This window comes from Moorena sp. SIO3I6 (assembly GCF_010672095.1).
The window spans coordinates 39,878-65,162 of the sequence record NZ_JAAHHU010000026.1; the positions used below are offsets into that span (position 1 = coordinate 39,878).

22 protein-coding genes and 1 riboswitch are annotated in these 25,285 nt (G+C 43.7%); of the genes, 15 read left to right on the forward strand and 7 right to left on the reverse strand.

Features of this window, described 5'->3' with window-relative positions:
* Positions 1 to 41 precede the first annotated feature (41 nt).
* The 4 genes from lptB (at position 42) to F6K49_RS09815 (ending at position 3,563) form a co-directional block, all read left to right on the forward strand.
* Complete coding sequence (gene lptB / locus F6K49_RS09800; RefSeq protein ID WP_293028094.1) at positions 42 to 770, forward strand: LPS export ABC transporter ATP-binding protein; 729 nt, start codon at positions 42 to 44, stop codon at positions 768 to 770.
* A 38-nt stretch (positions 771 to 808) separates the two neighbouring features.
* A complete protein-coding gene (locus F6K49_RS09805) occupies positions 809 to 1,975 on the forward strand; it encodes an LptF/LptG family permease (protein ID WP_293028091.1) in 1,167 nt (388 codons plus the stop codon).
* 156 nt (positions 1,976 to 2,131) lie between these two features.
* Positions 2,132 to 3,376, forward strand: a complete 1,245-nt coding sequence (locus F6K49_RS09810; RefSeq protein WP_293096203.1) for a hypothetical protein — start codon at positions 2,132 to 2,134, stop codon at positions 3,374 to 3,376.
* Between the two features lie 34 nt (positions 3,377 to 3,410).
* Positions 3,411 to 3,563, forward strand: coding sequence for a hypothetical protein (locus F6K49_RS09815; protein WP_293096206.1), 153 nt, complete (start codon positions 3,411 to 3,413; stop codon positions 3,561 to 3,563).
* A 124-nt stretch (positions 3,564 to 3,687) separates the two neighbouring features.
* Here the strand turns inward: F6K49_RS09815 and F6K49_RS09820 are convergent, their stop codons facing one another.
* Entirely contained in the window at positions 3,688 to 5,112 is a 1,425-nt protein-coding gene (locus F6K49_RS09820) for an NADP-dependent isocitrate dehydrogenase (protein WP_293028086.1), read from the reverse strand.
* A 681-nt stretch (positions 5,113 to 5,793) separates the two neighbouring features.
* On the opposite strand from F6K49_RS09820, the gene F6K49_RS09825 reads away from it, so the two are divergent.
* The 6 genes from F6K49_RS09825 (at position 5,794) to F6K49_RS09850 (ending at position 12,352) form a co-directional block, all read left to right on the forward strand.
* A complete protein-coding gene (locus tag F6K49_RS09825; RefSeq protein WP_293028083.1) occupies positions 5,794 to 6,501 on the forward strand; it encodes a response regulator transcription factor in 708 nt (235 codons plus the stop codon).
* Positions 6,502 to 6,881: 380 nt separating this feature from the next.
* Positions 6,882 to 7,370: an adenylyltransferase/cytidyltransferase family protein gene (locus F6K49_RS09830; protein WP_071106454.1), complete on the forward strand. Its 489-nt coding sequence runs from the start codon at positions 6,882 to 6,884 to the stop codon at positions 7,368 to 7,370.
* 523 nt (positions 7,371 to 7,893) lie between these two features.
* Positions 7,894 to 8,631 carry a GUN4 domain-containing protein gene (locus F6K49_RS09835; RefSeq protein WP_293028079.1) on the forward strand — a complete coding sequence of 246 codons (738 nt, stop codon included), beginning with the start codon at positions 7,894 to 7,896 and terminating at the stop codon, positions 8,629 to 8,631.
* A gap of 171 nt (positions 8,632 to 8,802) precedes the next feature.
* Positions 8,803 to 10,407, forward strand: coding sequence for a GAF domain-containing sensor histidine kinase (locus tag F6K49_RS09840; protein WP_293067647.1), 1,605 nt, complete (start codon positions 8,803 to 8,805; stop codon positions 10,405 to 10,407).
* 320 nt (positions 10,408 to 10,727) lie between these two features.
* The gene (locus tag F6K49_RS09845; RefSeq protein WP_293037572.1) at positions 10,728 to 12,110 is read left to right on the forward strand and encodes an IctB family putative bicarbonate transporter; all 1,383 of its coding nucleotides are present in this window, start codon (positions 10,728 to 10,730) and stop codon (positions 12,108 to 12,110) included.
* 71 nt (positions 12,111 to 12,181) lie between these two features.
* The gene (locus F6K49_RS09850) at positions 12,182 to 12,352 is read left to right on the forward strand and encodes a hypothetical protein (protein ID WP_293037574.1); all 171 of its coding nucleotides are present in this window, start codon (positions 12,182 to 12,184) and stop codon (positions 12,350 to 12,352) included.
* Here F6K49_RS09850 and smpB read toward each other — a convergent pair.
* Positions 12,339 to 12,806 carry an SsrA-binding protein SmpB gene (smpB, locus tag F6K49_RS09855; RefSeq protein WP_075903642.1) on the reverse strand — a complete coding sequence of 156 codons (468 nt, stop codon included), beginning with the start codon at positions 12,804 to 12,806 and terminating at the stop codon, positions 12,339 to 12,341. The genes F6K49_RS09850 and smpB overlap by 14 nt on opposite strands.
* Before the next feature lie 140 nt (positions 12,807 to 12,946).
* A riboswitch (Glutamine riboswitch) is annotated at positions 12,947 to 13,031 on the forward strand.
* Positions 13,032 to 13,066: 35 nt separating this feature from the next.
* Here smpB and F6K49_RS09860 point away from each other — a divergent pair.
* Both F6K49_RS09860 and F6K49_RS09865 read left to right on the forward strand, forming a co-directional pair.
* A complete protein-coding gene (locus F6K49_RS09860; RefSeq protein WP_293026007.1) occupies positions 13,067 to 13,240 on the forward strand; it encodes a DUF4278 domain-containing protein in 174 nt (57 codons plus the stop codon).
* A 339-nt stretch (positions 13,241 to 13,579) separates the two neighbouring features.
* Entirely contained in the window at positions 13,580 to 13,981 is a 402-nt protein-coding gene (locus F6K49_RS09865; protein WP_293067652.1) for a hypothetical protein, read from the forward strand.
* Positions 13,982 to 14,022: 41 nt separating this feature from the next.
* On the opposite strand, the gene F6K49_RS09870 is transcribed toward F6K49_RS09865, so the two are convergent.
* The 3 genes from F6K49_RS09870 to F6K49_RS09880 are packed head-to-tail and all read right to left on the reverse strand — an operon-like array spanning position 14,023 to position 16,556.
* Positions 14,023 to 15,213 (reverse strand): TRC40/GET3/ArsA family transport-energizing ATPase, encoded by a 1,191-nt coding sequence (locus tag F6K49_RS09870; protein WP_293026011.1) that lies wholly within the window; start codon positions 15,211 to 15,213, stop codon positions 14,023 to 14,025.
* A 53-nt stretch (positions 15,214 to 15,266) separates the two neighbouring features.
* Entirely contained in the window at positions 15,267 to 15,692 is a 426-nt protein-coding gene (locus F6K49_RS09875) for a DUF2358 domain-containing protein (protein ID WP_293037587.1), read from the reverse strand.
* Between the two features lie 45 nt (positions 15,693 to 15,737).
* On the reverse strand, positions 15,738 to 16,556 hold the full coding sequence (locus F6K49_RS09880; protein WP_293067659.1) for a DUF928 domain-containing protein: 819 nt from the start codon (positions 16,554 to 16,556) through the stop codon (positions 15,738 to 15,740).
* A gap of 225 nt (positions 16,557 to 16,781) precedes the next feature.
* On the opposite strand from F6K49_RS09880, the gene F6K49_RS09885 reads away from it, so the two are divergent.
* The 3 genes from F6K49_RS09885 to F6K49_RS09895 all read left to right on the forward strand — a co-directional run bounded on the left by F6K49_RS09885 (position 16,782) and on the right by F6K49_RS09895 (position 22,493).
* The gene (locus F6K49_RS09885) at positions 16,782 to 18,473 is read left to right on the forward strand and encodes a transglutaminase family protein (RefSeq protein ID WP_293096211.1); all 1,692 of its coding nucleotides are present in this window, start codon (positions 16,782 to 16,784) and stop codon (positions 18,471 to 18,473) included.
* 170 nt (positions 18,474 to 18,643) lie between these two features.
* A complete protein-coding gene (hisA, locus tag F6K49_RS09890; protein WP_293026019.1) occupies positions 18,644 to 19,417 on the forward strand; it encodes a 1-(5-phosphoribosyl)-5-[(5-phosphoribosylamino)methylideneamino]imidazole-4-carboxamide isomerase in 774 nt (257 codons plus the stop codon).
* A 778-nt stretch (positions 19,418 to 20,195) separates the two neighbouring features.
* Positions 20,196 to 22,493 (forward strand): polysaccharide biosynthesis tyrosine autokinase, encoded by a 2,298-nt coding sequence (locus F6K49_RS09895; protein ID WP_293096214.1) that lies wholly within the window; start codon positions 20,196 to 20,198, stop codon positions 22,491 to 22,493.
* Between the two features lie 93 nt (positions 22,494 to 22,586).
* Here F6K49_RS09895 and F6K49_RS09900 read toward each other — a convergent pair whose 3' ends face one another.
* Together F6K49_RS09900 and F6K49_RS09905 are read right to left on the reverse strand one after the other, a co-directional pair.
* Positions 22,587 to 22,835, reverse strand: a complete 249-nt coding sequence (locus F6K49_RS09900) for a hypothetical protein (protein WP_293096217.1) — start codon at positions 22,833 to 22,835, stop codon at positions 22,587 to 22,589.
* Between the two features lie 757 nt (positions 22,836 to 23,592).
* Positions 23,593 to 25,236 carry a hypothetical protein gene (locus F6K49_RS09905; protein ID WP_366514157.1) on the reverse strand — a complete coding sequence of 548 codons (1,644 nt, stop codon included), beginning with the start codon at positions 25,234 to 25,236 and terminating at the stop codon, positions 23,593 to 23,595.
* Positions 25,237 to 25,285: the final 49 nt, after the last annotated feature.

Genomic DNA, 25,285 nt, shown 5'->3' on the forward strand with positions numbered 1-25,285 from the left:
ATTATGGACTATTGACTAATGACCGATTAAAGGTGCTATCTGTGAAAATATTATTAGATAATATCCATAAGTCCTATGGCAGGCGCAGTGTTGTCAGTCGTGTTCATCTTTCCGTTGCCCAAGGAGAAGTTGTAGGGTTGCTTGGTCCTAATGGTGCTGGTAAAACTACAACCTTCTACATTGCCACTGGTCTAGAAAAACCCAATCTGGGTACAGTTTGGCTAGATGATCAAGATATCACTGCCATGCCGATTAATCGGCGAGCCCAGCTAGGTATTGGTTACCTGGCTCAGGAAGCTAGTATTTTCCGCCACCTTAGTGTTCGGGACAATATTCAATTAGTCTTAGAACAAACTGGTGTGCCTCGTAGTGAGTGGCGATTAAGAATGCATTACTTACTCCAAGAGTTTCGTTTGGAAAAAGTCGCCAATACCTTAGGTAATCAAGTGTCTGGAGGAGAGAGACGTCGAACAGAACTGGCAAGAGCGTTAGCTGTTGGTTCACTTGGACCGAAGTTCTTATTCTTGGATGAGCCATTTGCTGGTGTCGATCCCATTGCTGTCTCAGAGATTCAAAAAATTATGGCTCGATTACGCGATCGCCAAATGGGAATTCTGGTGACTGACCACAATGTAAGAGAAACCCTAGCGATTACTGACCGCGCCTACATTATGCGAGAAGGACAAATCCTGGCTGCCGGAAGTGCTGAAGAACTTTATGATAATCCTCTAGTACGTAAGTATTACTTAGGGACAGGGTTTCAACGATAACAGAAGCTATTAAAAATTAATTTAGTGATTAGCAAATCATGAAATTTGGTAAATCCAAGTCCATCATTGCACTAATGCCTGGCTTATCAGTGATGGATCGGTACATCGTATTTGAGCTAATCCCACCACTGCTGTTTGGTATTGGTGCTTTTTCATCACTGGGTGTAGCTATTGGAACCCTATTTGAGTTGGTTCGCAAAGTTACTGAAGCAGGACTACCATTGGGAATTGCACTTCAAGTGCTACTGTTGCAGATACCCCAGTTTATTTCCTATGCTTTACCAATGTCCATGCTCCTAGCTGCTCTGATGGCATACTCTCGCCTCAGCAGCGATAGTGAGTTGATTGCCATGCGCAGCTTTGGGGTAAGCATCTACCGACTCGTAATACCTGCTGTAGTGGTGAGTTTGCTCGTTACAAGTCTGACATTTGTATTTAATGAATTAGTGGTTCCTGCGGCTAACTACCAGTCCAAAATCACCTTAGACAAAGCGCTTAAAAAAGAAAGACCATCCTTTCAGGAAAGGAACATCTTTTATCCCGAATATCAAAAAGTAAAGCTACCCAATGGCAAAAAAGTTAACAAAATTAAGCGTTGGTTCTACGCCGAGCAATTTGATGGTAAGCAGATGAGGGGCTTGACAATTTTAGACTTTTCTCAGACCGGTCTAGAACAAATTGTAACCTCTCAATCTGCCGTTTGGAACCCAACTGAAAATCTCTGGGATTTTATAGATGGCACGATCTATATTATATCTCCCGATGCTTCTTACCGCAATATCCTTAGATTTGAAAAACAAAAGCTACAACTTCCTAGAACACCTTTGGATTTGGCCAAAAAAAATCGTGACTATGGTGAAATGAACATTGCTCAGTCTCTAGAGCGTTTGGAGGTATTACGCCATAGTGGTAATGCTAAAAAAATTCGTAAACTTAGGATCAGAATTCAACAAAAAATTTCTTTTCCCTTTGTTTGTCTAGTTTTTGGTTTAGTGGGAGCTTCCTTGGGAACTCGTCCTCAACGTACAGGTAAAGCAACCAGTTTCGGAATTAGTGTTTTAGTAATTTTTTCTTACTACTTATTAGGGTTTATCACCAATGCCCTAGGTCTAGTTAACATTTTCTCTCCTGTTATGGCAGCCTGGTTGCCCAATTTATTTGGACTAGGTGCTGGAGGATTGTTGTTATATAGAGCTGCGCGATAAGTAGGCTAGATAGACAGGTGGTTATTGTTGCTAATTGTAAATTGCTAATTGTAAATTGCTAATTGTAAATTGCTAATTGTAAACCTGAATCGGTTGATTAGAGGCTAGCATCAAGTTACAGCGAAGCTGAAATGTCTAACATCGTTGAAACGTGCCATGTCTTCTCGTCATCAACCTCCTGCCTACCTCCGCTATTGGAAAGCTCAACTACAACCTTTGGGACGACCAGCATTTTGGGGAGCAGCTGTCTTGTTATCCCTAATGTTGTGGTTTCTCCGGGAATACTGGAACCATCCAGAATTGTTAAGGGCAATTGGGATCAATCAAGTGGCTGAAACTGATACTCCCACCGTTGAACCAACCCTGTCTTCTGAAGATGATGAACTAGCGGCAAGGTTAGCTGATATTGATAATTCTGCCGTGCTATTAGCAGAGCTCGAAGCCCTAAGTGCTATATCAGTACCACCACAGCAAACCAAGAAAGGCAAAAAGTCTAAAACCAAAAATTCAGAAGGGTTATTTACTCAAGTTATTCAGCAGACAAAAGCTAACTCCCAAGCAAAATCACCTTTGCTAAACCCAAACTTCCAACCTCAGCAGTCCTCAAAAGCCAGAAATCCCTTTGCTACATCTACAAACGATTTGTTTAATATCCCTCCCGTTCCTGGGAGTGACTTACTGAGCAATCCTAACTCTGTTAATCAGAGATCTTTATCCTCAAGCACACTGAACCAGACTAATTCTGTGTTGGGGTTGGGTTCCCTCAATTCCCTCTACACTAATCCAACACAGTTACCAGTCAGCCCTTTACAGGAAGCCTTGAATAGGCTTAATGCTGCTAAGTCTGTTACCGGTAATAGCAAAGCTCAACTACCTGCTAACATCTTTCCTTCAAATATCTCCTATGGAAACAGGGGAGTTCTCGAACAACGGAACTCAGGAACTCAGGAAATTAAAGCTAGGGGGGGAATACCGTTGACGGCAACTGGGAATCAAGCATTACCGACTCCCTCCTATCCAGGACAAATTACCTATCCTGGGGTAACAACACCAGGTGTAACCGGCAACAGGACTTTCTCGACCACACCCACAACAGCTCCTTCTCCAGGACAAATTAATTATCCTGGAGTCAATCTACCTCGAACAAGGAACGATAGAACTTTTCCGACAACACCTACAGTTCCTCTTAATTCCAACACCTACTCTACTCCATTCCGGCAAGCTACCGGTGTACCAACGGCAGCACCTCTTAGACCAGTAGCACCGCAAGGAACAAGTAAATTGGGGCAATTTTCTACCCAGTCTACTAGTCAAAATCAGTTTTTCAATCAGCGTCGCTTAAAGTCTAAGCTTGAACCAAGTCAGCTGAGGCGACGTGACATACTCCCGAAGCTGCCCTAACGGGACAGCGCGGGCTTCTTACCAACTCCAGCTATTGCCATCGGGCTCTGCCCGACGCTACGCGAACGGATACAAGGCCTTTGGCCACGCTACGCGAACGATAAGCTTTATTAACGACACGGGATGCCCCGACCCGCCGGAACAATACAAAAAAAAGTTCTATTTTCAGTTGGTAGGTGGCGATTAGCTCTTAATTTGTTTTCCCTACCATTGTTAATATATCACATTGGCATTTCGACGTTCCGACCCTTGTCCCGCGCTTCCCATACGACACTTACCCAATGAAGGAAAAGTGCGGGGCTTCTCGAGGTTTAGCTAAAATATTTAATGATTGCCTCAGCAAACTCAGAACACTTCAGGGGAGGTTCTACGGGTGGAGTCATCATCCGGGCTAGGTCATAAGTAACTTCCCGGTTAGCGATCGCATCTGATATCCCCTTCTTAATCAAATCAGCAGCTTCTTGCCAACCCATATACTCTAGCATCATCACTCCTGATAAAATCACAGAGCCTGGATTTACCCGGTCTAGACCCGCATGTTTGGGAGCTGTGCCATGGGTGGCTTCAAAAATCGCACACGTGTCACCAATATTCGCTCCTGGACCCATACCTAATCCACCAACCATAGCAGCAGCAGCATCGGATAGGTAATCACCATTAAGATTCATTGTGGCCAAAATAGAGTATTCCGCTGGTCGAGTCTGGATTTGTTGGAAAATGCTGTCCGCAATCCGGTCATTGACCATCACCTTATCTTGCCATTGACCTTGCCCATGGGTGTCCCAGATGGAATTAAGGACATTTTCCACTTCCTGGATCACTTTCCCCTGTTTTTCTGGGGTCAAGGCATCATAACCCGGTTCAATCGCGCGAGCATTCTCTTCCAGGGTAATATCAGGATTTTGCTCTTTGTTGCTCAGAATCCAAGATTCCCGTTCAGTTACAGATTCTGCTCGAAACTCTGTGGTTGCTAGTTCATAACCCCAGTCCCGGAACGCGCCTTCGGTGTACTTCATAATATTCCCCTTATGTACCAAAGTCACCATCTGCTTAGGCTTAGGTAGCCTGAGGGCATGTTGGATGGCGCGGCGCACTAAACGCTGGGAGCCAGTTTTACTGATGGGTTTAATGCCAATACCAGCATCTAAGGGAATCTGTTTTGTGCCATGTTCTGGAGTCGCTGGGATTAGATCCTGATTGAGTAAAGTAATCAATTTTTCAGCAACTTCGCTTCCTTTGGGCCATTCAATACCCAAGTAGATATCTTCTGTATTTTCCCGATAGACAATCACATCCAGTTTCTCTGGAGTTTTGTGGGGAGAGGGGGTTCCTGGGTAGTACTTACAGGGACGCACACAGGCATAAAGGTCATTAATTTGCCGCAGGGCGACATTGAGAGAGCGTATACCACCACCCACAGGAGTTGTCAAGGGTCCTTTGATAGCAATGCCGTATTCTTTGATGGCATTTAGGGTGTCTTGGGGTAAATACTGATAAGTACCGTACTTTTCGCAAGCTTCGTCACCGGCGTAGATTTTAAACCAGCTGATGCTGCGCTTGGCACCATAGGCGCATTGGACCGATGCATCAATTACCTTCTGGGCAGCTGGCCAGATATCAACGCCAGTACCATCTCCGCGAATAAACGGAATAATTGGGTTGTCAGGAACAATGGGTTGACCATCCTTGTAGGTAATGGCAGAACCAGTCTGGCAAGGGGAAATTTTCTCGTACATAAAGTAGTTTTAATGAATTTCAGATGGAAGTTGGCAATAGACTTATAGTCAGAAAACTACCAGATCTACTGCACTGGGGTTGAGACATTAAGCTTTTTTGCTGATTAACCCCAGGTAAATGGTAGTTTACGTAAGTTCTATCCATAGGGGGATGGCAAAAACTATACTATAGTTAAGCTTCTCATTAAGATAATTACTACTTGACAGGACAAGAGTGGCAGAAAGAGCAGGTAGTTGTTGAGCTTTCTTCCCGAAAATTCCCATTTCTGGGTATTAGCATGAGTGAACGTAGTTCAAGTTCAAAGCTTTGATGAAGTTATTACACCATGGCTCAACTGTTTTAAATCAGCCTTTATGCTGAAATAGGGGTTCTATAGCTTAAGTTCTCCTGTAATAGGAAGGTGTTCAACTGTTTTACAACAGTCAGCCAAGGCTGCTTTGTGCAGCGCCATCGCTCCTAAAAAATTGCTTGGGTGATGTGTCAATAGTTAGGGCTTCAACACCGAAACTTACAGTGTTATTAGCATAGATTCTGCCTATGGTCAATCGAATTACGATCAAAAGATATGGTGTATTGTTTGTCTGAGTGGGCCTTTCACAGACTTCCAGCCAGATGGCAGCAGCATCAATTCATGACCAATTGGCAGGAGTGTTTGTATAAAAGGTGGCTCCAGAAAGAATATGAAAAAGATTTTAGTTGTTGACGATGATAAAACCCTGCTAACTCTTTTGAAGCGCTACCTGGAACATCGAGGATACCAGGTAGAACAAGTGTGTTCGGGAACTGAAGCCTTGGAAGCTTGTCTCAAAAATCCACCGGATTTGGTAGTTTCTGATGTGCTGATGCCGGAGATGGATGGGCTAGAGTTTTGCCGTCGTCTGAGAAACATTCCCAATGGTAGGCTGATGCCATTTATTTTTTTGTCTAGCAAAGCAGAATTAGAAGACCGTATTAATGGTCATTCTATGGGAGCAGATGATTACTTAACTAAACCCGTTGCTCCCAGAGAACTAGAGGCAAAAATCGAAGCACTGCTAGAGCGCTCGCACCGTATCCATGCTGAAATTGTTCGGTTGATGCAAGCTACTGCGATAGCTCCTGGCCATCTAGCTAACCAATTATCAACACCAACAGCTGTTGATAATTCTAAGACTTTTGCTCAGGTAGGGGCAAAACCTCAACCTCTACCCTTGACACCAGCAGAAGAACGAGTATTTTGGCAAGTTATTCAGGGGCTAACCAACAAAGAAATAAGCGATCGCCTATTTATCAGCCCTCGTACTGTTCAGACTCACCTCAGTAGCATACTCCATAAGTTGAAACTACATAATCGTAGCCAATTGGTGCGCTTTGCCTATGAGCAGGGATACAAAAGGCCTAAGGAGTAGACATGGGGCAAAATCGGGTTTATTGGTCAATCTTCGATTTTGACAGAGCTGCCTTGTATTTATACTTCCAACAGACATCAACTGAGCTTTTATTTAAGTATCAGCTATCACCAATGAGTATAATAGTATTGATAGTATTGGTAGTTGAGCTTCCCAGCTTAATAAATCCCTCAAAAGATACACTAGCATAGCTTGGGGAATCTGTAAACCTCCCTGACCCTCTTGGTAAAAAATCCAATCAACATGGTAAACAGTAAAGTATAAATCAACTACTTTGGGGCGAGGGAGGTAGCCTTGGTAGTAGGTAAACCTACTACTGGAGTAAGTCCTTTTAACTCAGCACTGTCTGGCTGATGCACTCAGAAATATTTTCAAGTTAGATGACTGGAATCTACACTGCCGATGAATTACAACAGCTGATCACCCACGAGTCAGAGCGATGGCGACCACTGGTATTTACTAATGGGTGTTTTGATCTACTACACATTGGTCATGTGCGTTACTTAAAGATTGCCAAATCCTTGGGTTCATCTCTAGTGGTGGGGCTAAATAGTGATCAATCAGTAAACCGCATTAAACCATCACAGCCAGGATATCCTCCCCGACCACTGGTTCCTGAAATACAGAGGGCAGAAATTCTGGCAACTCTCAAACCCGTAGATGGGGTAGTGATTTTTGCTGAAACCACAGCTACTCGTTTAATTGAAGCATTGCAACCAGAGGTGTATGTTAAAGGGGGTGACTACAGTCTATCGACTTTACCAGAAGCCCCGATTGTTCAATCCTACGGGGGGCGGATTGAGTTAGTCCAGGTTGAATTTCCTACCTCCACTACTCAAATCATTAACCGCATTCTTCAGGCTCGATAAGCACGTGAGAATAGAGAATGGTTGAAATTTGATAAGTTGTTGTGGGTGTAAATTGATTATTTGTCAATTTTGGAAAAAACTTTTCATACCCTCGGGTGTTGTCTCTTCGTCGCGGGTGTCTCCCTATCTACTTCAGTATAGGCACCCTTAAATTAGCCATGATAGCACGCTTACATTAGGTACTAAGCACGCTTACACCCTTAACTATTAACCATTAACCATTAACCATTAAACCAACACCTAACCCCTAACCCCTAACAATTAACCTGCAAGTTAATTGTTCGAGCAGCTTAGGAGTAAAGCACCGAAGCGAGACAATTGACGGACTACGATCGGTGAAATTTTGGCAAAAGTTCTTCATCGTAAAAGGTTTAAGGTTAGACAATTATAAGCTTGAAGGTTGTATACAAGCGGTCCGGTGCCGTAGTCTAGGTTAAAAGCATGAACTTGCTTGACTCTCGACTTTAAAACCTATCATATTCAACTTCAACCTTCTTGAGTGCAACCTCAAACCCTACCCTTCATGAGCGATCAAACGGCCCCTTTCCCAGCAGAAGTCTCTAACACAGTTGCCGAACTCCAGCGCCAGCTAAAGTCTAGTTCTGAAAAAAAACAACAGGCTTTGATTCAGGAACTTGCCAGCACTGGCACTGCCGGGTTAGACGTGTTAATGGAATTTTTACAGGAGCAACGTGCCAACCCGACTATCCTCAGTGCTGGTTTTGCCTATCAAGCCCTCCATCAAGCCAATATCCCCAAAACCAATGAATTTCTGCAAACCTATTTTCCTACTGGGGTTGTACCCCTACGTTCTGAAGCAGGCATTGATTACACACCCGTGCAACAGCTGCTAGTTAAACAAGACTTTCTCGCAGCTGACCGTCTTACTCTCGAAAAACTCTGTGAGTTAGCAGGAGCTGCTGCTCTACAGAGAAGATGGCTGTATTTTTCGGAAGTAGACAATTTCCCGATTACGGATTTGCAAACTATTGATATCTTGTGGCTTATTCACTCTCAAGGCAAATTTGGATTTTCTGTGCAGCGGGAGCTTTGGTTGTCTTTGGGCAAGAACTGGGAAAAACTTTGGCCAAAAATTGGTTGGAAAACTGGCAATCGCTGGACCCGATATCCCCATGAGTTTATCTGGGATCTCAGTGCACCAAAAGGTCATTTGCCTCTTTCCAATCAGCTCAGAGGTGTTCGGGTATTTTCCTCTTTGCTTTCTCATCCAGCTTGGTCTACTCGGACATCACTCCCATAAGCGGTCAGGAACGAAAAAAACACAAAAATGCTTCTGATACCGAAAAATTTGGCATTATTTAAGCATTTATTTTCCTGAGAATTTGTTTACTTCACTACTCTATCTGGGAACCTTAAGTGTTGTGGGTAGCACTACAGTCGCCAGTGGACTGTGGTGCTACCAAAGGTAACCATGGGGAATGGGTTGGTTATGGGAAAAGAAAATCAACTTTTTTGTACTCTGGATGGTTTGAATCCTAAAGAACGGGAAAAAAAACGACTGAAAACTCTTCGGGATTTAGGTCTACTCGAAGCAGAAACAGTACCAGTTTTCGACGAGGCAACTCAGACTACTGCCCGATTTTTAGATGTGCCTATCTGCATTTTGGGCTTTATGGTACAAATGCAACAGCACATCAAATCAGCTGTGGGATTATCTAGAATCGGGCTAATGAATCGAGTGGCACAGTCCCGTCAGTTGCCCCGTAGTGAATGCTTTTGTAGCTATGTAGTAGATAGTCATCAAATGTTGGCGATTAATGATACAGTCACCAACCCTGTCTTTGCTAGTAGTGTACTGGTTCACCACTACGGTATCCGTTCTTACTTAGGTGCACCACTGTTAACTGCTGATGGAGAGTGTTTAGGTACCCTAGCAGTTATGGATTTAGTACCTCGCAATTTTACCACCAAAGATTATGAGTTTTTGGCAATTACGGCTCGTTGGAGTCTCAGTGAATTTGAGCGGAATCATTTTTTGAAAAAAGAGCGTGACCGCTTTGTTCACTGGCTACCCAACTCTTCAACAGAGCCTCAGCACTCTCAGGAATTCGAGTCTGATCCGGAAACTTCTAGCCCTAGGAATCTCTCTCTAGATGGGATAGCTGGTTTTAACTCAGTTCACACCATTAAGTACAAATTACTAACTCAGCTGACACAGGAATTGCGCACACCTCTAACATCGATTATGGGAATGGCTAGTGTATTAAGTCGCCAAGTTTATGGGTCTTTGACTGATAAACAAAAAGAATATCTAGAAATTGTTTATTGCAGTGGTCGTCAGCTGGTATTGATGGTTGATGAAATTCTTTGCTTGGGAATTTTTGAGGAAAACAGCGAACAACTAAATTTAACTGCTGTAGATATTGAAATGCTCTGTCAACAAGCAATTAACAATTTAGCACAGATAGCGCAGCAACATCAACAAAAGTTGCATCTATCTGTAGAGCCAGGTAATCGCATCTGGTTTCTGGATAAAGAAAAGGTGCGACAAATGCTATATTACCTTATATTCAGTGTGATTTACTCGGCTGAGGCAGGGGGTGAAGTACGCATCCATGTCTCTCGAAAAACTGATTTGGAGAGGGCTAATGTCGTGTCTTTGAAAATCGCGGTTTGGGTTTCTCACCCCTGGCTCGGAGATGGTCTACCTCAGATGTACGGACAAATTTCTGAGTTACCGTTACAATCCCCCTCAGCAGCAGCAGCGGTTGCTAATGCTTTAGAAACCCCATTCATTACTGAAGCACTGGGAATCAGTGAACTACCTTCGAGTTCTAACTTCCTCTGTGACAATCAGTTTTTATCCAGTTCTTTTGATCCAGAAACTACTAGTTGGGGTTCTGAATCGGAAAAAAGACCTCAGAATAGTGAATCTCGTGAAAGTTTAGGGCTATTACTAAGCTGCCATTTAGCTAAACGCCATAGAGGAAAAATTTCTGTTCAAGGTTTGCCAGAGTTAGGGTATCGCTACGTGATTACTTTACCTAAATTAGAGTCTCCTGATCAAAACTGTTAAACCACTGTTCCGATTCATTGACTCCTATGTTAAACTAATATAGGCAACGGTACTGTCAAGGTGATATAGCCATCAGACCTAGACCGTATTTCTCAAAAAAACTCATAAGTAGAAGACTAACGGCTGATCAGGGTTGCTCAGTTAATAAATTGTTTAATTTTGCTTAGTCTTTGTGAAGTGGTCGATAGCAAAAGTGCTAAAGACCCCCTGAGAACACCAGCTTTTCGGGAAGCGTCGAAAAGTTTTTTAGTATTTGGTGAATGAATCCTGATCTAAAATCAAAGATTATAGATAGGGTGGGTTCAAATAAAAAATAGACAATGAATTCAGCATGGGCTAAGTTTACTCTCTCAAATTTACAGCTGTATCGGTGGCGAGGCACTAGCTATTTGTATCGCCTGGTGGGACTCCTAGATGCTTGGCGTCAGAGTAGCTTGCTCCTACAGTGGTCTGACGCAATAGGAGCGATGATAGTTGCTCTGGTGTTCAGTTTAGCTCCTTTTGTGTCCAATGCTCTAGTAGGCATCTTGTTAATTGCAAGTGCAGGGTTCTGGGTATTGCTAACCCTATCTGATGATACAGGAAAGCCCAAGGTAAGCCCCATTCATCTGTTAGTTTTCTTCTACTGGAGTGTTGCCACTATAGCCACCGCACTCTCTCCGGTGAAAGGTGCTGCCTGTAGTGGTTTGGTGAAATTAACCCTTTATTTGTTGTTTTTTGCCCTGATGGCAAGGGTATTGCGTTCCGGTCGGCTTCGTAGCTGGATTATTACCCTGTTTCTCCATATATCACTCATTGTCAGTATTTACGGCTTGCGGCAGTGGTTTTTTGGGGCTGAAGCATTAGCTACCTGGGTAGACCCCACTTCAGCAGCAGCAAAACTGACGCGGGTCTATAGTTATCTGGGCAACCCGAATTTACTAGCTGGTTATCTGATCCCAGCAGTAGCATTGAGTTTGGCAGCAGTATTTGTCTGGCAGGGTTTGCTCCCCAAAGCCTTAGCACTGACGATGGTGGTCGTGAATTCAGTTTGTCTAGTGCTAACCTTTAGTCGGGGTGGATGGATTGGTTTTGTTGTTTGTATTTTCGTCTTCTTGATCCTGCTGGTGTATTGGTACAGTGTACAGTTGCCCCCTAAATTACGCCCTTGGGCAATGCCAGCGCTATTAAGCAGTTGTGCTGGGGTGATGCTTCTCGCAGTCATGTTTGTTCCAGCTATACGCGATCGCATTGCTAGTATTTTTGTTGGTCGGGAAGATAGTAGTAACAACTTCCGCATGAATGTTTGGTCTGCTGTGGTGGACATGATTCGTGACCGACCCATCATTGGCATTGGTCCAGGGAACAACGCCTTCAACAAAATCTATCCCCTTTTCCAACGCCCGAAATATACCGCCCTCAGTGCCTATTCCATTTTCTTAGAAACTGCCGTAGAAATGGGTTTGATCGGGATGTTATGTTTCTTGTGGTTGCTAATGGTCACTATCAACCAAGGTATGCAACAACTGAGTCGTCTGAGAAATTTAGCTAACCGTCAGGGATTTTGGCTGATGGGAGCCATTGCTACCATGTCAGGAATGCTCGCCCATGGTCTGGTAGATACCGTTTGGTACCGTCCTCAAGTACAGACCCTATGGTGGCTAGTCGTCGCCATTATTGCCAGTTTCTATGTCAATCCCAATTCTGAGTCCTCAAAAGTTTAAAATTTGCAGGTTGCTTTGAAGGTTGCAGGTTACAAGTTACCAAGTTACCAAGGTTGAAGGTTGCTAGTTTTGTGCTAAACAAACAACTTTCAACCCTCCAACCTCCAACCTGCCCTACGGGAACGCCAAAGGCGAACAACCTCCAACCTGCCCTACGGGAACGCCAAAGGCGAACAACCCTCCAACCTACCAATCTACCCTTCACCGAAAGCCAAAGGGCAACAACCTTCAATAACGTTTGATAGCCCGTGCCATATCTCGCTGATCCTGACGCCTCTTGATCGTCTCGCGCTTATCATGGAGCTTTTTCCCTCTGCCTAAACCAATGCTGACTTTAACTAAGCCGCGCTTCAAATAAATCTTTAAGGGGACAAGGGTTAAACCTTGCTGTTCTAATTTACCGGTGAGCTTATTGATTTCCTTACGGTGCAGCAGTAGTTTTCGGCTGCGACGGGGGTCATGATTAAAATATTCGTTGATATTTTGGTACGGAGAGATATGGACATTGAGCAGCCAAGCTTCCCCACCACGAATCAACCCATAGCCATCCCGCAAGTTGACCTTGCCAACTCGGATAGACTTCACCTCCGTTCCCTTTAACTCAATCCCCGCCTCGTAAGTCTCTAAAATTTGGTAGAGAAAACGAGCTTGTCGATTATCACTAATAACTTTATAACTTTCACCTTTATCACTCATAGTCTTGCCACTCCCACAAGCTTGCAGTTATTTAACTGTAGCGCCTGAGGTTAGAACTGGCGACAACGGGAAACTATTAACTTTTATGAAGATATTGAGATTTACGGGCAAAACGGTTACAATAGATACAGAAACAGAAAATCGTTCATCTCTTCATGACTTGAGCATGGGTGATCAAGCTTCATGGAGAGACGGAAGTAAGGATAAATCCTGAAGGAACGCGCCTCTTATCACTACACTGACATTATGAGGCGAAGACTATGAAACTTTCTTATCGCGGTGTTAGCTACCAATACTATCCTTGCACAGTTTCCACCACAGCAGTTGACTTGATTGGCAAGTACCGGGGACTGAATTGCCGATTGGGTAGTGCCCATCCTTTACCAATTGGCCAACACAAAGTAAACCTCAAATATCGTGGCGTTTCTTATTAACTAAATATTAGCTAAGCATTATAGCCAGTGGTGGCGATATGCCTAGGCATGTGCCCTATCAGCAATAACTCTCTTGGTGCGGGTTCCCTACCGCTTTGAATAAGCGCGGGGTTCCACCCCATCTTTAATTTGGCTTCCTGATTGGATTACAACCCAGCTGGATACAGAAGTACTAGATGCACCCTGACTAATTCCCTCAGCCACTAACAGAGTATATCCTCTGTAAGTGGCTGAGGTTTTTTTTGTGTTGATATCAGTTTTTGCAGATTTATGATATAAATATTTATGATAGTTAACATAAAATAACAATAGATTACCTAGAGGCAGGAAAAATTAACTATGGGACTCTTTAATTTGTTAAACTCTCAGACCAAGTACGTTGATGAGGACAGCCAGGACATGGCACAGTCTATAGAAGCTAACCAGTCCCAAGAGTATTTCTTGGACACAGATGAAGCCAAAACAATGGGAAACATTGACTACATGCGCAGCAGCGTTAAGGTCAAGAAATCCTATCCCAAGACCAAAACTGCTATTTTAAGCGGTGAAGTGGTAGAGCAGATCTCTGCTACGGATAAAGCAACCCTTTCCCAAAATGAGACACCTATAGCCACCTCTGAGCCTGCTTACCAGTCTGGAGGGACATTAGAACAAAACGGTCAGGTAAGCTCTAAACCCCGTCGCCCTGACTCAAGCCTGGATCCGTTCCTCAAAATGGCTCAGGATCTAAGAAAGGGTTAATTTACTGCTGTGTAGATTGACTCCAATTCTACAAGGCATGATCAAATCTTAACTGCACCAGTGGCAAATTTGATTTTTAGATAATCCTCTTCCATCTTGGCTCCTGAAGGTTTTAGGGCTGCTAAAGCTTGGGGGAGGACTAAATTGCGGCGATGGTTACCAATGCGAACATTCAATTCATCTCCTGTTTGAGTAAGCTGTATTTTGTCTTTGGGTATACCAGGTAGATAGAGTTCTAGGCTGTACTCATTTTTATGCTGTATTACTCTAATGGTGTTTTCTTGGTAATACACTTGAGTGGGATCTTCTGAACCATAGAGGGTTTCTTTGAGACGCTCCAACGCCTCAATACCGCACATCTCTTGGGAATAGAGGGGAACTTCTTTAATGGGTAAAGGGCGGAAATTGTCGTGAATTTCCTGGCGGTACTGTTGCTGATTTTCTTTCCAGCGTTGGAAAAATGGGTCAGTTACTTGGTCAGGAATGATCCGATTGGCAACAACTAGATCAGTGGCAACGTTGTATAGGCTTAAGTAAGCATGAGCTCGTAAGGACTCCTTAATCACCATTCTCTCAGGATTAGTCACCAGACGCACTGATGTTTGTTGGTTGTCAGTGAGTACCTTCTCTAGGGCTTCAATTTGTTCATAAAACTCATAAGGAGCATCCATGACCTCTTTATCTGGTAAAGAAAAGCCAGCAATGGGTTTGAATAATGGTTCAACCAAAGGTCTCAGAGCAACTGACATAGTTTGTAGTGGCTTATAAAAACGGCGCATATACCAGCCACTTACTTCTGGTAAGCTCAGTAACCGTAGCGCAGTACCAGTGGGAGCTGAATCAATAACCAGAACATCGTACTCGTCTTCATCGTAGTGGCGTTTCATGCGGACGAGACCGAAAATTTCATCCATACCAGGAAGAACGGCTAATTCTTCTGCCTGTACCCCATCTAAGCCCCTAGCTTGCAGCACTTGGGTAATGTAACGCTTAACCGCTCCCCAGTTTCCTTCCAATTCCATCAGAGCGTCAAGTTCTGCTCCCCAAAGGTTGGGACGGACTAATCGGGGTTCGTGACTGAGTTCAATATCGAAACTATCTGCTAGGGAGTGAGCTGGGTCAGTACTCAGAACTAGGGTTTTGTAGCCTAACTCGGCACAACGCAAGCCAGTTGCAGCGGCTACAGAGGTTTTTCCTACTCCTCCTTTACCGGTCATCAAAATTACGCGCATGGTATGCTCCAGCTGTTCTGAGAAAAGTTTACATTTATTTACTTTACATTACTCTACAAAAGCTGCTTAATTACGTCCAGGCGTGAACAGTCCCAATAATCTATATGAGAAACAATTAATCCCTCAGGATTCAGCTTTAACTCGCTCCAGCCAGGAATAGTAATTCGAGGTTTCCAGGGTAATGGCGTAGTCCAGCTCAGAGTCCAGCGGGTTTTAATTGTATCTCCTGACTGGGAAATGTGTTGCAAATCTAGATGGGGCTCAAGGAACCAGCGATTGATAAAGGCAATCATTTGTTTGTAACGCTCAAGCCCGCGAAACTGGTTGAGGGGGTCTTTAAAATAGACGTCTGAGGCGTAGATGCTATAAGTTTGGTCAGCTGGGAACCTTTGATAGTCTTGTTGGAGAATTTGGGCTATAGGACTGAGAATCTCTTGTTCTTCAGGGTCTTGAGTGTTATTATACCGATTTGTATTCATACGTTGTATTCATACAGGTATTAATAACCTAATATATTTCGTTATTTAGTTGTTAGTCCTACTGGCTTGTTCAAACAAGGTTTTTTTGGCAATTCCACCTAACCCGACGGAAGCCAGGAGTTTGTTCCAAGCTTCTTCCAAGTTCTCGTCTTTGGGGCTCTGCCTTCGCAACTCTAACAGAGTCGTTAATGTTTCGTACCAAAGCCGATCATTTGCGTAGATCGCAACACGCTGTTGGAGGGTTGCTTGCTTTAGACTTTGCCCTAGGTTTGGATCTTCTTCAACTCGCTTGACCCCACCATCAATATAGATATTGTTTGACGAGTCGCCGGGATCAATCAATCCTACCTGCCAGTCATACTTCTGATTAACTTCTAACGGAGGTAGGTTCACAAAGGGAGGAAGCGTTATACTCCTAAATCCAGGATATACCGTATCGGGTAAGGGATACTTGACTGAGTAAAGCTCCTTTCCATTGGCATCTTTCAGCACAAACTTTAAATCATGCCCTGATGCATATTTTATACAGGGCATATACCAAGAGAAAGTGGGGTATTCAGAAACCGTTGTTCCCATCCCAGAAATCGGAACCAAGGCTACAACAGGAATGTTGCGGTTTGATATATAGTAGCAATCCCCCCTAGTTCCTCCAGGACGTCCGACATCCGAGGGTGTACCATTTTCGCCGTCTGAAGGTGGATTATATTCAGATAATTCCCAGTGGTTCGGTATCTTCTCAATCAGTTCCCTCCCTAGGGAAAAACTCGCCTGAGCTTGTACCTGGGCTGGAAGATTGACTGCCAGAGTAAAAGCCAAAGCAACCATTAAGAGCGTAAATTTTGATGAACGTGTTAACCAAGCCATGATAAAACTATTCCCTGGTAGAGCCAAGTTTCTCTTAAGTAAGCAGGATAAGTAACAAGTATGGCAGAACAACAGCCCTTCGAGGAACCCGTAACCCCTCTAAGAGGATCAGGTTTTCAGACCTTACCTGCATCATTTTAACAATAACTTCAGGTATTTGAGACATCGCCACTATAAGCTTATAATCTTGTCGAAATCTTTATCTGTTCTTCATCTGATTTCCTCATGATTCTGAATTCAGCTTCATTTTTTAAAGAGCGACAAAAATTCGACAAAACTATCCGACCAATTGGAGCATCTTCCTTGCAAGGGATAGCATTTTGGAAAGAAAAAATAATTGCTATCGACTCGATTAAGGGTTATCTCCTACAAATTGATCCCTTCACGGATAACACAACAATTTTGAATCCAGAACGGGACTCGGATTTGGTCGGTGTGACTGGTTTAGCCCTGGCAGGAGAAACCCTATGGTTAACACTACAATCTAGTGTATATTTTTGCCAGATAAATGATAATTTAAACCTACAACACTTTGTTGATTTGCCTTACACCGCTAACGGAATCGCTGTTAAAGATTCAACTGTTTATGTTACCTGTAAAAAAGTTGGATATATTATTATTTATAGCAGCAATACAGGTCATGAGATTACCCGGTTGCGTTCTCCCGGAGTTGGCATTGAACATATAACAATCCGCGATGAAGAACTGTGGGTATCGGATGACCAAGAACAGACAGTTTACTGTCTTGATCGAGCAACTGGCGAAATTCAGTTCAGTGTACTCACCCCCTTTGAAAATCCTACTGGCTTAGCGTTTTGTTCTGACCCCCAGACGGGAGACGATACCCTCTATGTTGCTTATGCAACTGAGGAGGCTTACATCCGGGATAACCCTAACGCTGATCCTAATTATGAATTGCAGTATCGCGATCGCACTTTTATTCATCCGTTACACTTTACCTACAATCCGGAAGGTCGCTACGCACTCTCCAATGGCTATTTAATCGAAATGTCCTACGTGGAGGAACTTGATCCCCTCAAGGATATCGAGTTGAATGATTTGGAATGGCGAATTGCCTTGCCATCGGAAACTGACCGACAAAAGGTCTCAAAAGTCGAACCCGTGGGTATACCCTTTACTATAGACGTTCAAGATGGTCAGCAAGTTGCCGTCTTTAAGTTTGACAACCTCAAGCCAGGGGAACGCCATATCTTTGGTTGGAAGGCACTCCTAGAAGTCTGGAGTATCAAGTACCGCCTGACACCACGGGATATGGAGGCGTTGCCTGAGTTAGCGCCAGAATTTCAGAACCGTTATTTGGTGGATGATGACAAGTTAGCCATGGATACAGAAATCATCCGCCGTTCGGCTAAAGAAGCAATTGGTAGCGAAACGAATCTGTTGCGGCAAGTCTACAGTATTCGCAATTATGTCTACGACAAACTTTCCTACCACGTGACCCCTAAAATAGATACTCCTGACATTGTGCTACGACGGGGTGTGGGGTCTTGCGGGGAGTATTTGGGAGTATTGCTAGCTTTGGGACGCCTTAATGGTATTGCCTGCCGCACTGTTGGTCGTTACAAATGCCCTCCCCATCCTGACCAAATCGGTATTCCTTTGGTACCAGATTTTAATCATGTTTGGATGGAATTTTATATCCCAGGAATCGGCTGGCTACCGATGGAATCGAGTGCTGATGATACGGTTGAAGGGGGTCCTTATTCCACTCGGTTTTTGATGGGTCTTGCCTGGTACCATATAGAGATCGGTAAAGGAATTAAGTTTGAAATCCTGAAGAGTCAAGGGGTGCCTGTGAAAAAGGAAGATATTTCCATTGGTGAGTTAGCCATTAATCATGTGCGGTTTAAGATTCTGGCAGAATTGCCCAGTGGTAGTGCTTCAATCGAACAATAACGACTACTACTGGCAAGGGTAGCCAGAAAGAAGTGGCTTGCAGGGGATCTAAGACCAAATCGAGGACGTAACTCCTAGACTTGGGCTACCCCCGTGATGTCAGAAGCCTACACCATACCTGCTGGGATTGGTGTGCCGTAGTTCAGTATAGGTTAGGGGGAAATTTAGTCATGGATGTTATTCCAGCTATAGACTTACTTGAAGAAAAATGTGTGCGGTTAGTCCAGGGAGACTACCAACGTGCGCAAATATTTAACGATAACCCAGTCGAGGTAGCGAAACAATGGGTTGAACAAGGTGCATCAAGGCTGCATGTCGTTGATTTGGATGGTGCAAAACTGGGTAAGCCAGTGAACACTAAAGCAATCGAAGCAATTGTGCAGGCGGTACCTGTGCCAGTGCAAGTCGGTGGTGGATTACGCTCCCGCTCCGGAGTCACTCAACTGTTGACTCTAGGCGTCGATAGAGTCATTATAGGGACGGCAGCGGTGGAAGACCCTTCCCTAGTGGAACAGCTTTGCACTGAATTCCCAGGGAAGATTGTAGTTGGTATTGATGCTCGTCAGGGATGGGTGGCCACTCACGGTTGGTTAGAAACCTCAGAAATTGCAGCTATTGACCTAGCTGAGCAAATGACTCAGCTGGGAGTAACTACGATTATTTACACCGACATTCACCGGGATGGAACTCTGTCTGGACCAAACCTAGACGCTCTAAGAGAACTAGCAAGTCATATCTCCATCCCCGTGATTGCCTCTGGGGGTGTCAGTTCAATCACTGATCTATTGAGTCTACTGACTCTCGAACCTCTAGGGGTTAGGGGTGTAATTGTTGGTCGTGCGCTTTACACCGGAGATATGTCTCTGAAAGAAGCTATTCAAGCAGTCGGTCCTGGAAGGTTACAAGATATCCCTCTAGATATGGGGTTTTCTAGCTTTGCTTGAGGAGTCGTCAATGGAAAAATGGAAAAATGGAAAATTGATCTGATTCGAGCCAAATACCCCATGATCAGTTTTTCATTGTCAGGGGCAATTTATTTTAAGATAATCATTTGTCTAATTGCTTCCTGATTAAACTTTAAAAGTTTAGTAAAGGGGTAAAGGGCAAGGAATTCCAACCATTGACCTTTTCCTTTTTATATTTATAACTTAAATTCAAGACCATACTACTAAACTAAATTGCCTTCTTGAAGTGTTATTTAGCTAGGCAGGAGGACAAGCTAATGGGGAGATAGGTAGATAGTGCTACCGCAAGCATATGCGCTACTTGAGGTGCTACTTGAGGTGCTATCAGTGGTCAGCCGTCAGCTAATCAACGGGAGGTAGTCAACAAGGTTACGGGCTGGTACCGCTGGTTGAAAATTCCTGCTCGTTTTGCTGATCTGATCCCGTGCAGTGAAAGCGGCTGCTAGTTGATAGTTTATAGCTGATAGCTGACAGCGGTAGGCTGAATCCTTACGATAGTGCTACCTATGAATTTAACTTGGTACCAGCAAACACGATTCCCCTAACTTAACCATTCCTTCATTTTATCCGGATATTTGATAAGTTTTGCGTAAAATTTTCCAGTTCTAGTGTCAAATACTAGTTTGTTAACACAAACTAACTACAGAGCTGATGGTTAGTGGCAAATACTGAAGGATATGATAGGGGAGCGATTAGCCATAGGTTCAGTTACTCTTGAACATAACTTAAACCAATAAATAAAAAGGCACATATAGAGATGGGCAATAAATCAGAGCTTTTCCCACAGGGGAATGGTAAATATTTCCACTCACAGCCCGTCATCTACCACACTAGAAACTCAAAATACTATCAGGATGGGCGTAAGCTAGAGGAGATTTGGACGATCATACGGCGTCGCTTTTTAGCGGCTGCTGGTGTAGCAATTACGATCACAGCTAGTATTTTTGTATGGACTTCTAATCAGAAACCTCTGTACGAAGGCAAGTTCCGACTGCGTCTGGAGCCTCTGACAGCACAGGATGATGAAAATCAATCGACACCAGGTTTTGAGAGCTTGGCTTATCAAACCCAAATGCTGGTACTGCGTAGTCATAAACTGATCACTCCCGTGATTGAGGAAATAAACAAGCGCTATGGAAAAACTAGCTACAAGTCTTTAGTCAAGAATAATCACCTGAGGATCAAACACATTGAAGGAACTAGTGTCTTAGAAGTCCGCTACCGTGATAGCGATCCTCAAAAAGTTCACTTTGTTTTAAACCAGCTTGCCGATAATTATATCAAGTACTCCCGCCAACAAGAAGCAAGTTACCATCACAAGGACCTTGAGCTAGCAAATAGAGAGTTGCCTCAAGTTCGCCAAGAGGTAGACAGACTGCAGGAAGAACTGCTGAAGTTGGAGCTAGGGTACAAGTTAATTGACTATGATAATCAAAAACAGCAGCTTTCAACTCAGATTAGCCAGATTAAGCAACAGCAATTAGATACTCACATCCAGCTTAAGGAAGCTCAGTCCTTTTACCAGATCATTTCTCAAAAGCTAGGACTGTCATCAAATCAGGTCAAGGACTCTCGTGCTTCGGAGTTAGCTTTGGCTCAAGTGACTTTGGCCGAAAACCCCTACTACCAAAAGATGCTCAACCACCTAGAACAGGTTGAGGCTGAGATTGCTATCGAGTCAAGCCGCTATACTCCAGACAGTCCCACCATCAAGACCCTCAAGCAGCAACAGTATAATTTCTTATCCCTGGTACGCTCTGAAGCTGAACAGGTACTAGGTATTAAACTTACAGATACAGATGTTCCTAAGATATCACCCAATTCAATTCACCAGCAGCTAACTCAAAAACTGGTAGATCAGAGCATCCAAATATCAGTTTTGCAAGCACGACAACAAGCTCTTGCTGAGGAAGAAGAAAGTCTTGAGCAAGACATGAAACAGATGTTGGCGATAGATCCAAAGTACACCAGTTTACAGCATAAACTTAGAGAGAAAACCGAACGATTAGATACTCTGTTGGAGCTTAAGGAAAGCTTCCAGCCTTATTCTTGGGAACTTATTCTCAAACCCAAACAGCCTCAATATCCGATTCCGCAACATCAGGAACTTCAGATTATTTTGGGAGCGATCGCAGGTATATTACTGGGTGCAGGAACAGGGTGGTTGATGGAGCGCTTAGACCATGTGTTCCACTCTCCCGACGAACTTAAACATCGCACCCAATTGCCTCTTCTCGGTGTTATTCCTTACCATCAAGCACTTAAGCCCACCAACTCATCAACCAGCCGCAAAGGTATACCTTTTGTTCAAAGCTTCCCTAAGGATCAGAAAAATAACTCAACCTCGCCAAAACTGCAGCAAGCTTCTCCCTTTTTAGAGGCGTTCCGGTTCCTCCATCGCAATATCGGCTTACTGGGCTGCGATAAGCCAATCCAATCGATTGTGATTAGCTCAGCTAGACCAGAAGACGGGAAATCTACCGTTGCTGTCCACCTAGCTATAGTGGCTGCTGCTATGGGTCGGCGGGTGCTACTGGTGGATACAAATCTGCGCCGTCCCCGGGTACATAAAATTTTTGGTTTGAACAATCAACTTGGTTTGAGTAGCGTCCTTAGTAAGCGGATCAAAGCTAACCGAGCCCTCCAGCAAGTGCCCATGTGGGATCATCTTCATGTGCTAACTGCTGGTTCCCCAGCACATGATCCGATTCGGTTACTATCTGCGCCAAAGATGGGAACTTTGATGGAGCATTTTAATGCTGTTTTTGATTTAGTTATTTATGATACACCTCCCGTGATCGGACTTGCCGATAGCCGCCTTCTAGCAGCTAACACGGATGGTATGGTCTTCGTAGGCAGATTAAACAAGACTGACCGCTCAGTTCTAATGCAAGCGTTGGATGAACTCAAAACCTCTAGGACTAATCTTTTAGGTATTGTTGCTAATGATGTTGAGAACTACGCAACTAGCTCCTATTATCACCATCAGGACTACTATACAACCGATTCAGCAACCATGAAGGTGAAAAAGCTTCTAGATCAGAACATGAGATGATATGAAGTCCAGTTAATAACTTTTAATATGGTTGCTTTTTGTTAATGGTTAATGGTTAATTGAACATTAACCACTAACCATTAACCATTATAGTTAGTGCTCAGTAGCTGGGAATGAAAATACGTATGTTAACAGGACTAGCATCACCCTTGATAGCATTAAGGTTAGTGTTAAAACGACTAGGGAAACCTGGACAGTTAAGCGTAACCGTTTACCCTTAGGATAAAAACGTTTATCCGGTAAAGGGTGAGCAGTTTTAGAAAAGAGTGTTAATGGTTGATGAGGCTGATAAGGATTCCAGAATACATGGGCACCTAAATGCTGATTGACACAGGGTTTCATAGTTCAAAATTAGAGGTAGTGTTTTGATCGCCAAGCAGCGTTTACGCCCTGTGGTGTAAACGTTAGTAGTAAAACTGAGATACTTCCTGTCTCAGTCTTGATAGTGATATCCAACCCTGTCCAAATTGCTTTGGAGTGGCTTGTGGTATTCAACCAGGGCTTAGGTATTTGTTTTAGTTTGTTTTAGAGTAAGGGGAGAGACAGAGCAAGGATATAGGGGGATGATTTTGTTTGGTTATTTTGTCTTTCTTCCAAGTCCACCTTGTCTTCCTTTTCCTGTATTAGATACAGAGCAATGGTTTAGCCCTGGGATAGGTAGGGTTTGATGGCTGAATTTGGTAATGCCTGCTACAATGGAAGAATGGACTTTAACAACAATTTAGGGCATCTAATTAAAATCTTGAACCCAGTCGTTTCAGATAAGTTGAGGGGTTTGACCCCCTAATTAATAGAGTTTTGTTTTTTGGGTTCGATTGATTCGGTGAAGAATGGGATGCGATCGCTTCTTAAAGTGATGATGAAAACCAAGATTTAGTGTCATACCCAGTAGCGTTCAGGGCTGGGATCACCTAAATTGCTAGGGTTTGCCAAATTACCCATTTAGTAGGTAGGCATGATTCAACCGACTAATGGAACCGACTGATGTCAAGTTTTGTAAAACATCTAGAAATTCAATCTATTCCCTTGAGCCAGCATGTTTAGATAGATTTGTTTATATATAGTTACATAGCTGCCAGCTTGATTTGGGCTTACCTATTTACCTCTTACCGGTAATCGCAATACATTCGGTATCCAAAACGACAATCTTATCTGTCTCGAAAACCGAACAGGAATCGATTACGTTAACAATTGCCGGAACAATGGCTTGTTTGAGTCGAGCTTGAGCTTCTGCTGCTACTGGTTGATACTGCATAATCCAGCGATTTTTAGTTATATATTGTGGATTAAATGCTGTTTTATCTAACAACCAAAAATCAATGTTGTACTGCCTAATAAATTGTTTGGATTCAGCTAAGTTTGGACTGTACTGGGCTTGAATTAAATCAATCGCTCTGTTGCGAAATTGGTTATAATAGTTAGTATGATAGGGAATACCGTATTCTCTACTGACTAAGACTGACCGTCCAGAAAAGGTTGGCAAGAAATCGGCTTCCTTTGATAGTGAGGCAATCAAGATATCCTTTGGTTGTTTAGCAAAGAATTCATAGAGGCCATGTTTCCTCCCAACCTCATAGTTAGTTTTGGGGAAATTATGGAAACCAAGAGGAGACAAGATTAGAGCTATTCCTACCAGTGTAACGATCGCTCGTCCCAACACTGGTTTCCCTGGAATTCGAGGGGAGGCTAGCCTCTGGCAAGCTTGAATAATAGCATCGAGTAATAGAGTTATAGCGATCGCAGCAGCTAAGACTAGCACAATTCGCAGACTATGCTTACTGTAACGGCTGGGTAGATGCAGTCGGAACAGGACACCATGAGCCATAACGAACATGCCAAGGGATACCAGGGCCAGTTGAGTCAGGAGTACCGTTTCCCCTTTGACTTTCTTCACTAACGGTAGCCATGAGGGAAATCTTAGCAAGATAGGCAATAGTAAACCAGCACAGACAGCTATAGGTAAACGCTTTCTTCGGGGAAATATACCACTGCGAGCATCTTCCAACCAGAAATCCCATGGGTTGTGATCGAAAAAGGCAACTCGCCCTCCTGGTTGGAATTCTGGCATGGTTTTGGCTTGCTGTGCGCTGATAATTGGACCATAGTCAGAAGTGGTCAAAGCATAGGGCAACAGGACAATGAATGCCATACCTAACCCAGCTGCACAAAACCAATAGTCATTCTTCTGGGAGGATAGTCTGATTTTACCCTCTCGCCAACGCAACAGTTTCAGCACCAGAACCCCACAACACAGGAAAACGCACTGAGGATAAAATAAACCCTGGAGGGTGATCACTACGAGACAGGGGATCAATGAGCGCCGTGATAGGTAGTACAAAAATGCTAACAGCAGGGGATAAATAAAAGCCCTAGGGGTTGCTGATACTAAATCATCGAGCATCCATAGGGTTTGATTTAGAAGCAAAGACGCAATAAATCCTGCAGCTGGGATGGGCAGCATTTGTAGACAAAGCCCGAAACAGTAACTAGTGGTAATCAACCCTAGCACCATGGGTAGTAGTTTATTCAATAAGAGGGGATGAATCCCGACAAATCCGATCAGCCGATAGAGGGTAGTATAGCCAGCGGGTGCTACAGATTGGAAGTAATTGGCAATCAGATCATCGGGAAATAAGCTGGGATCAAAAAACCGTTGCATCCAAAATACATGCTGTCTGGCATCATCTTGTACAATGTATTGATTACTAAAGGCTTCTTCGAGGGCGATCAGGCTGTAAACCATAGCAAATGCTAGGCTCAAGCTAAACCAAAATATTACTTGGTTTTTAGGG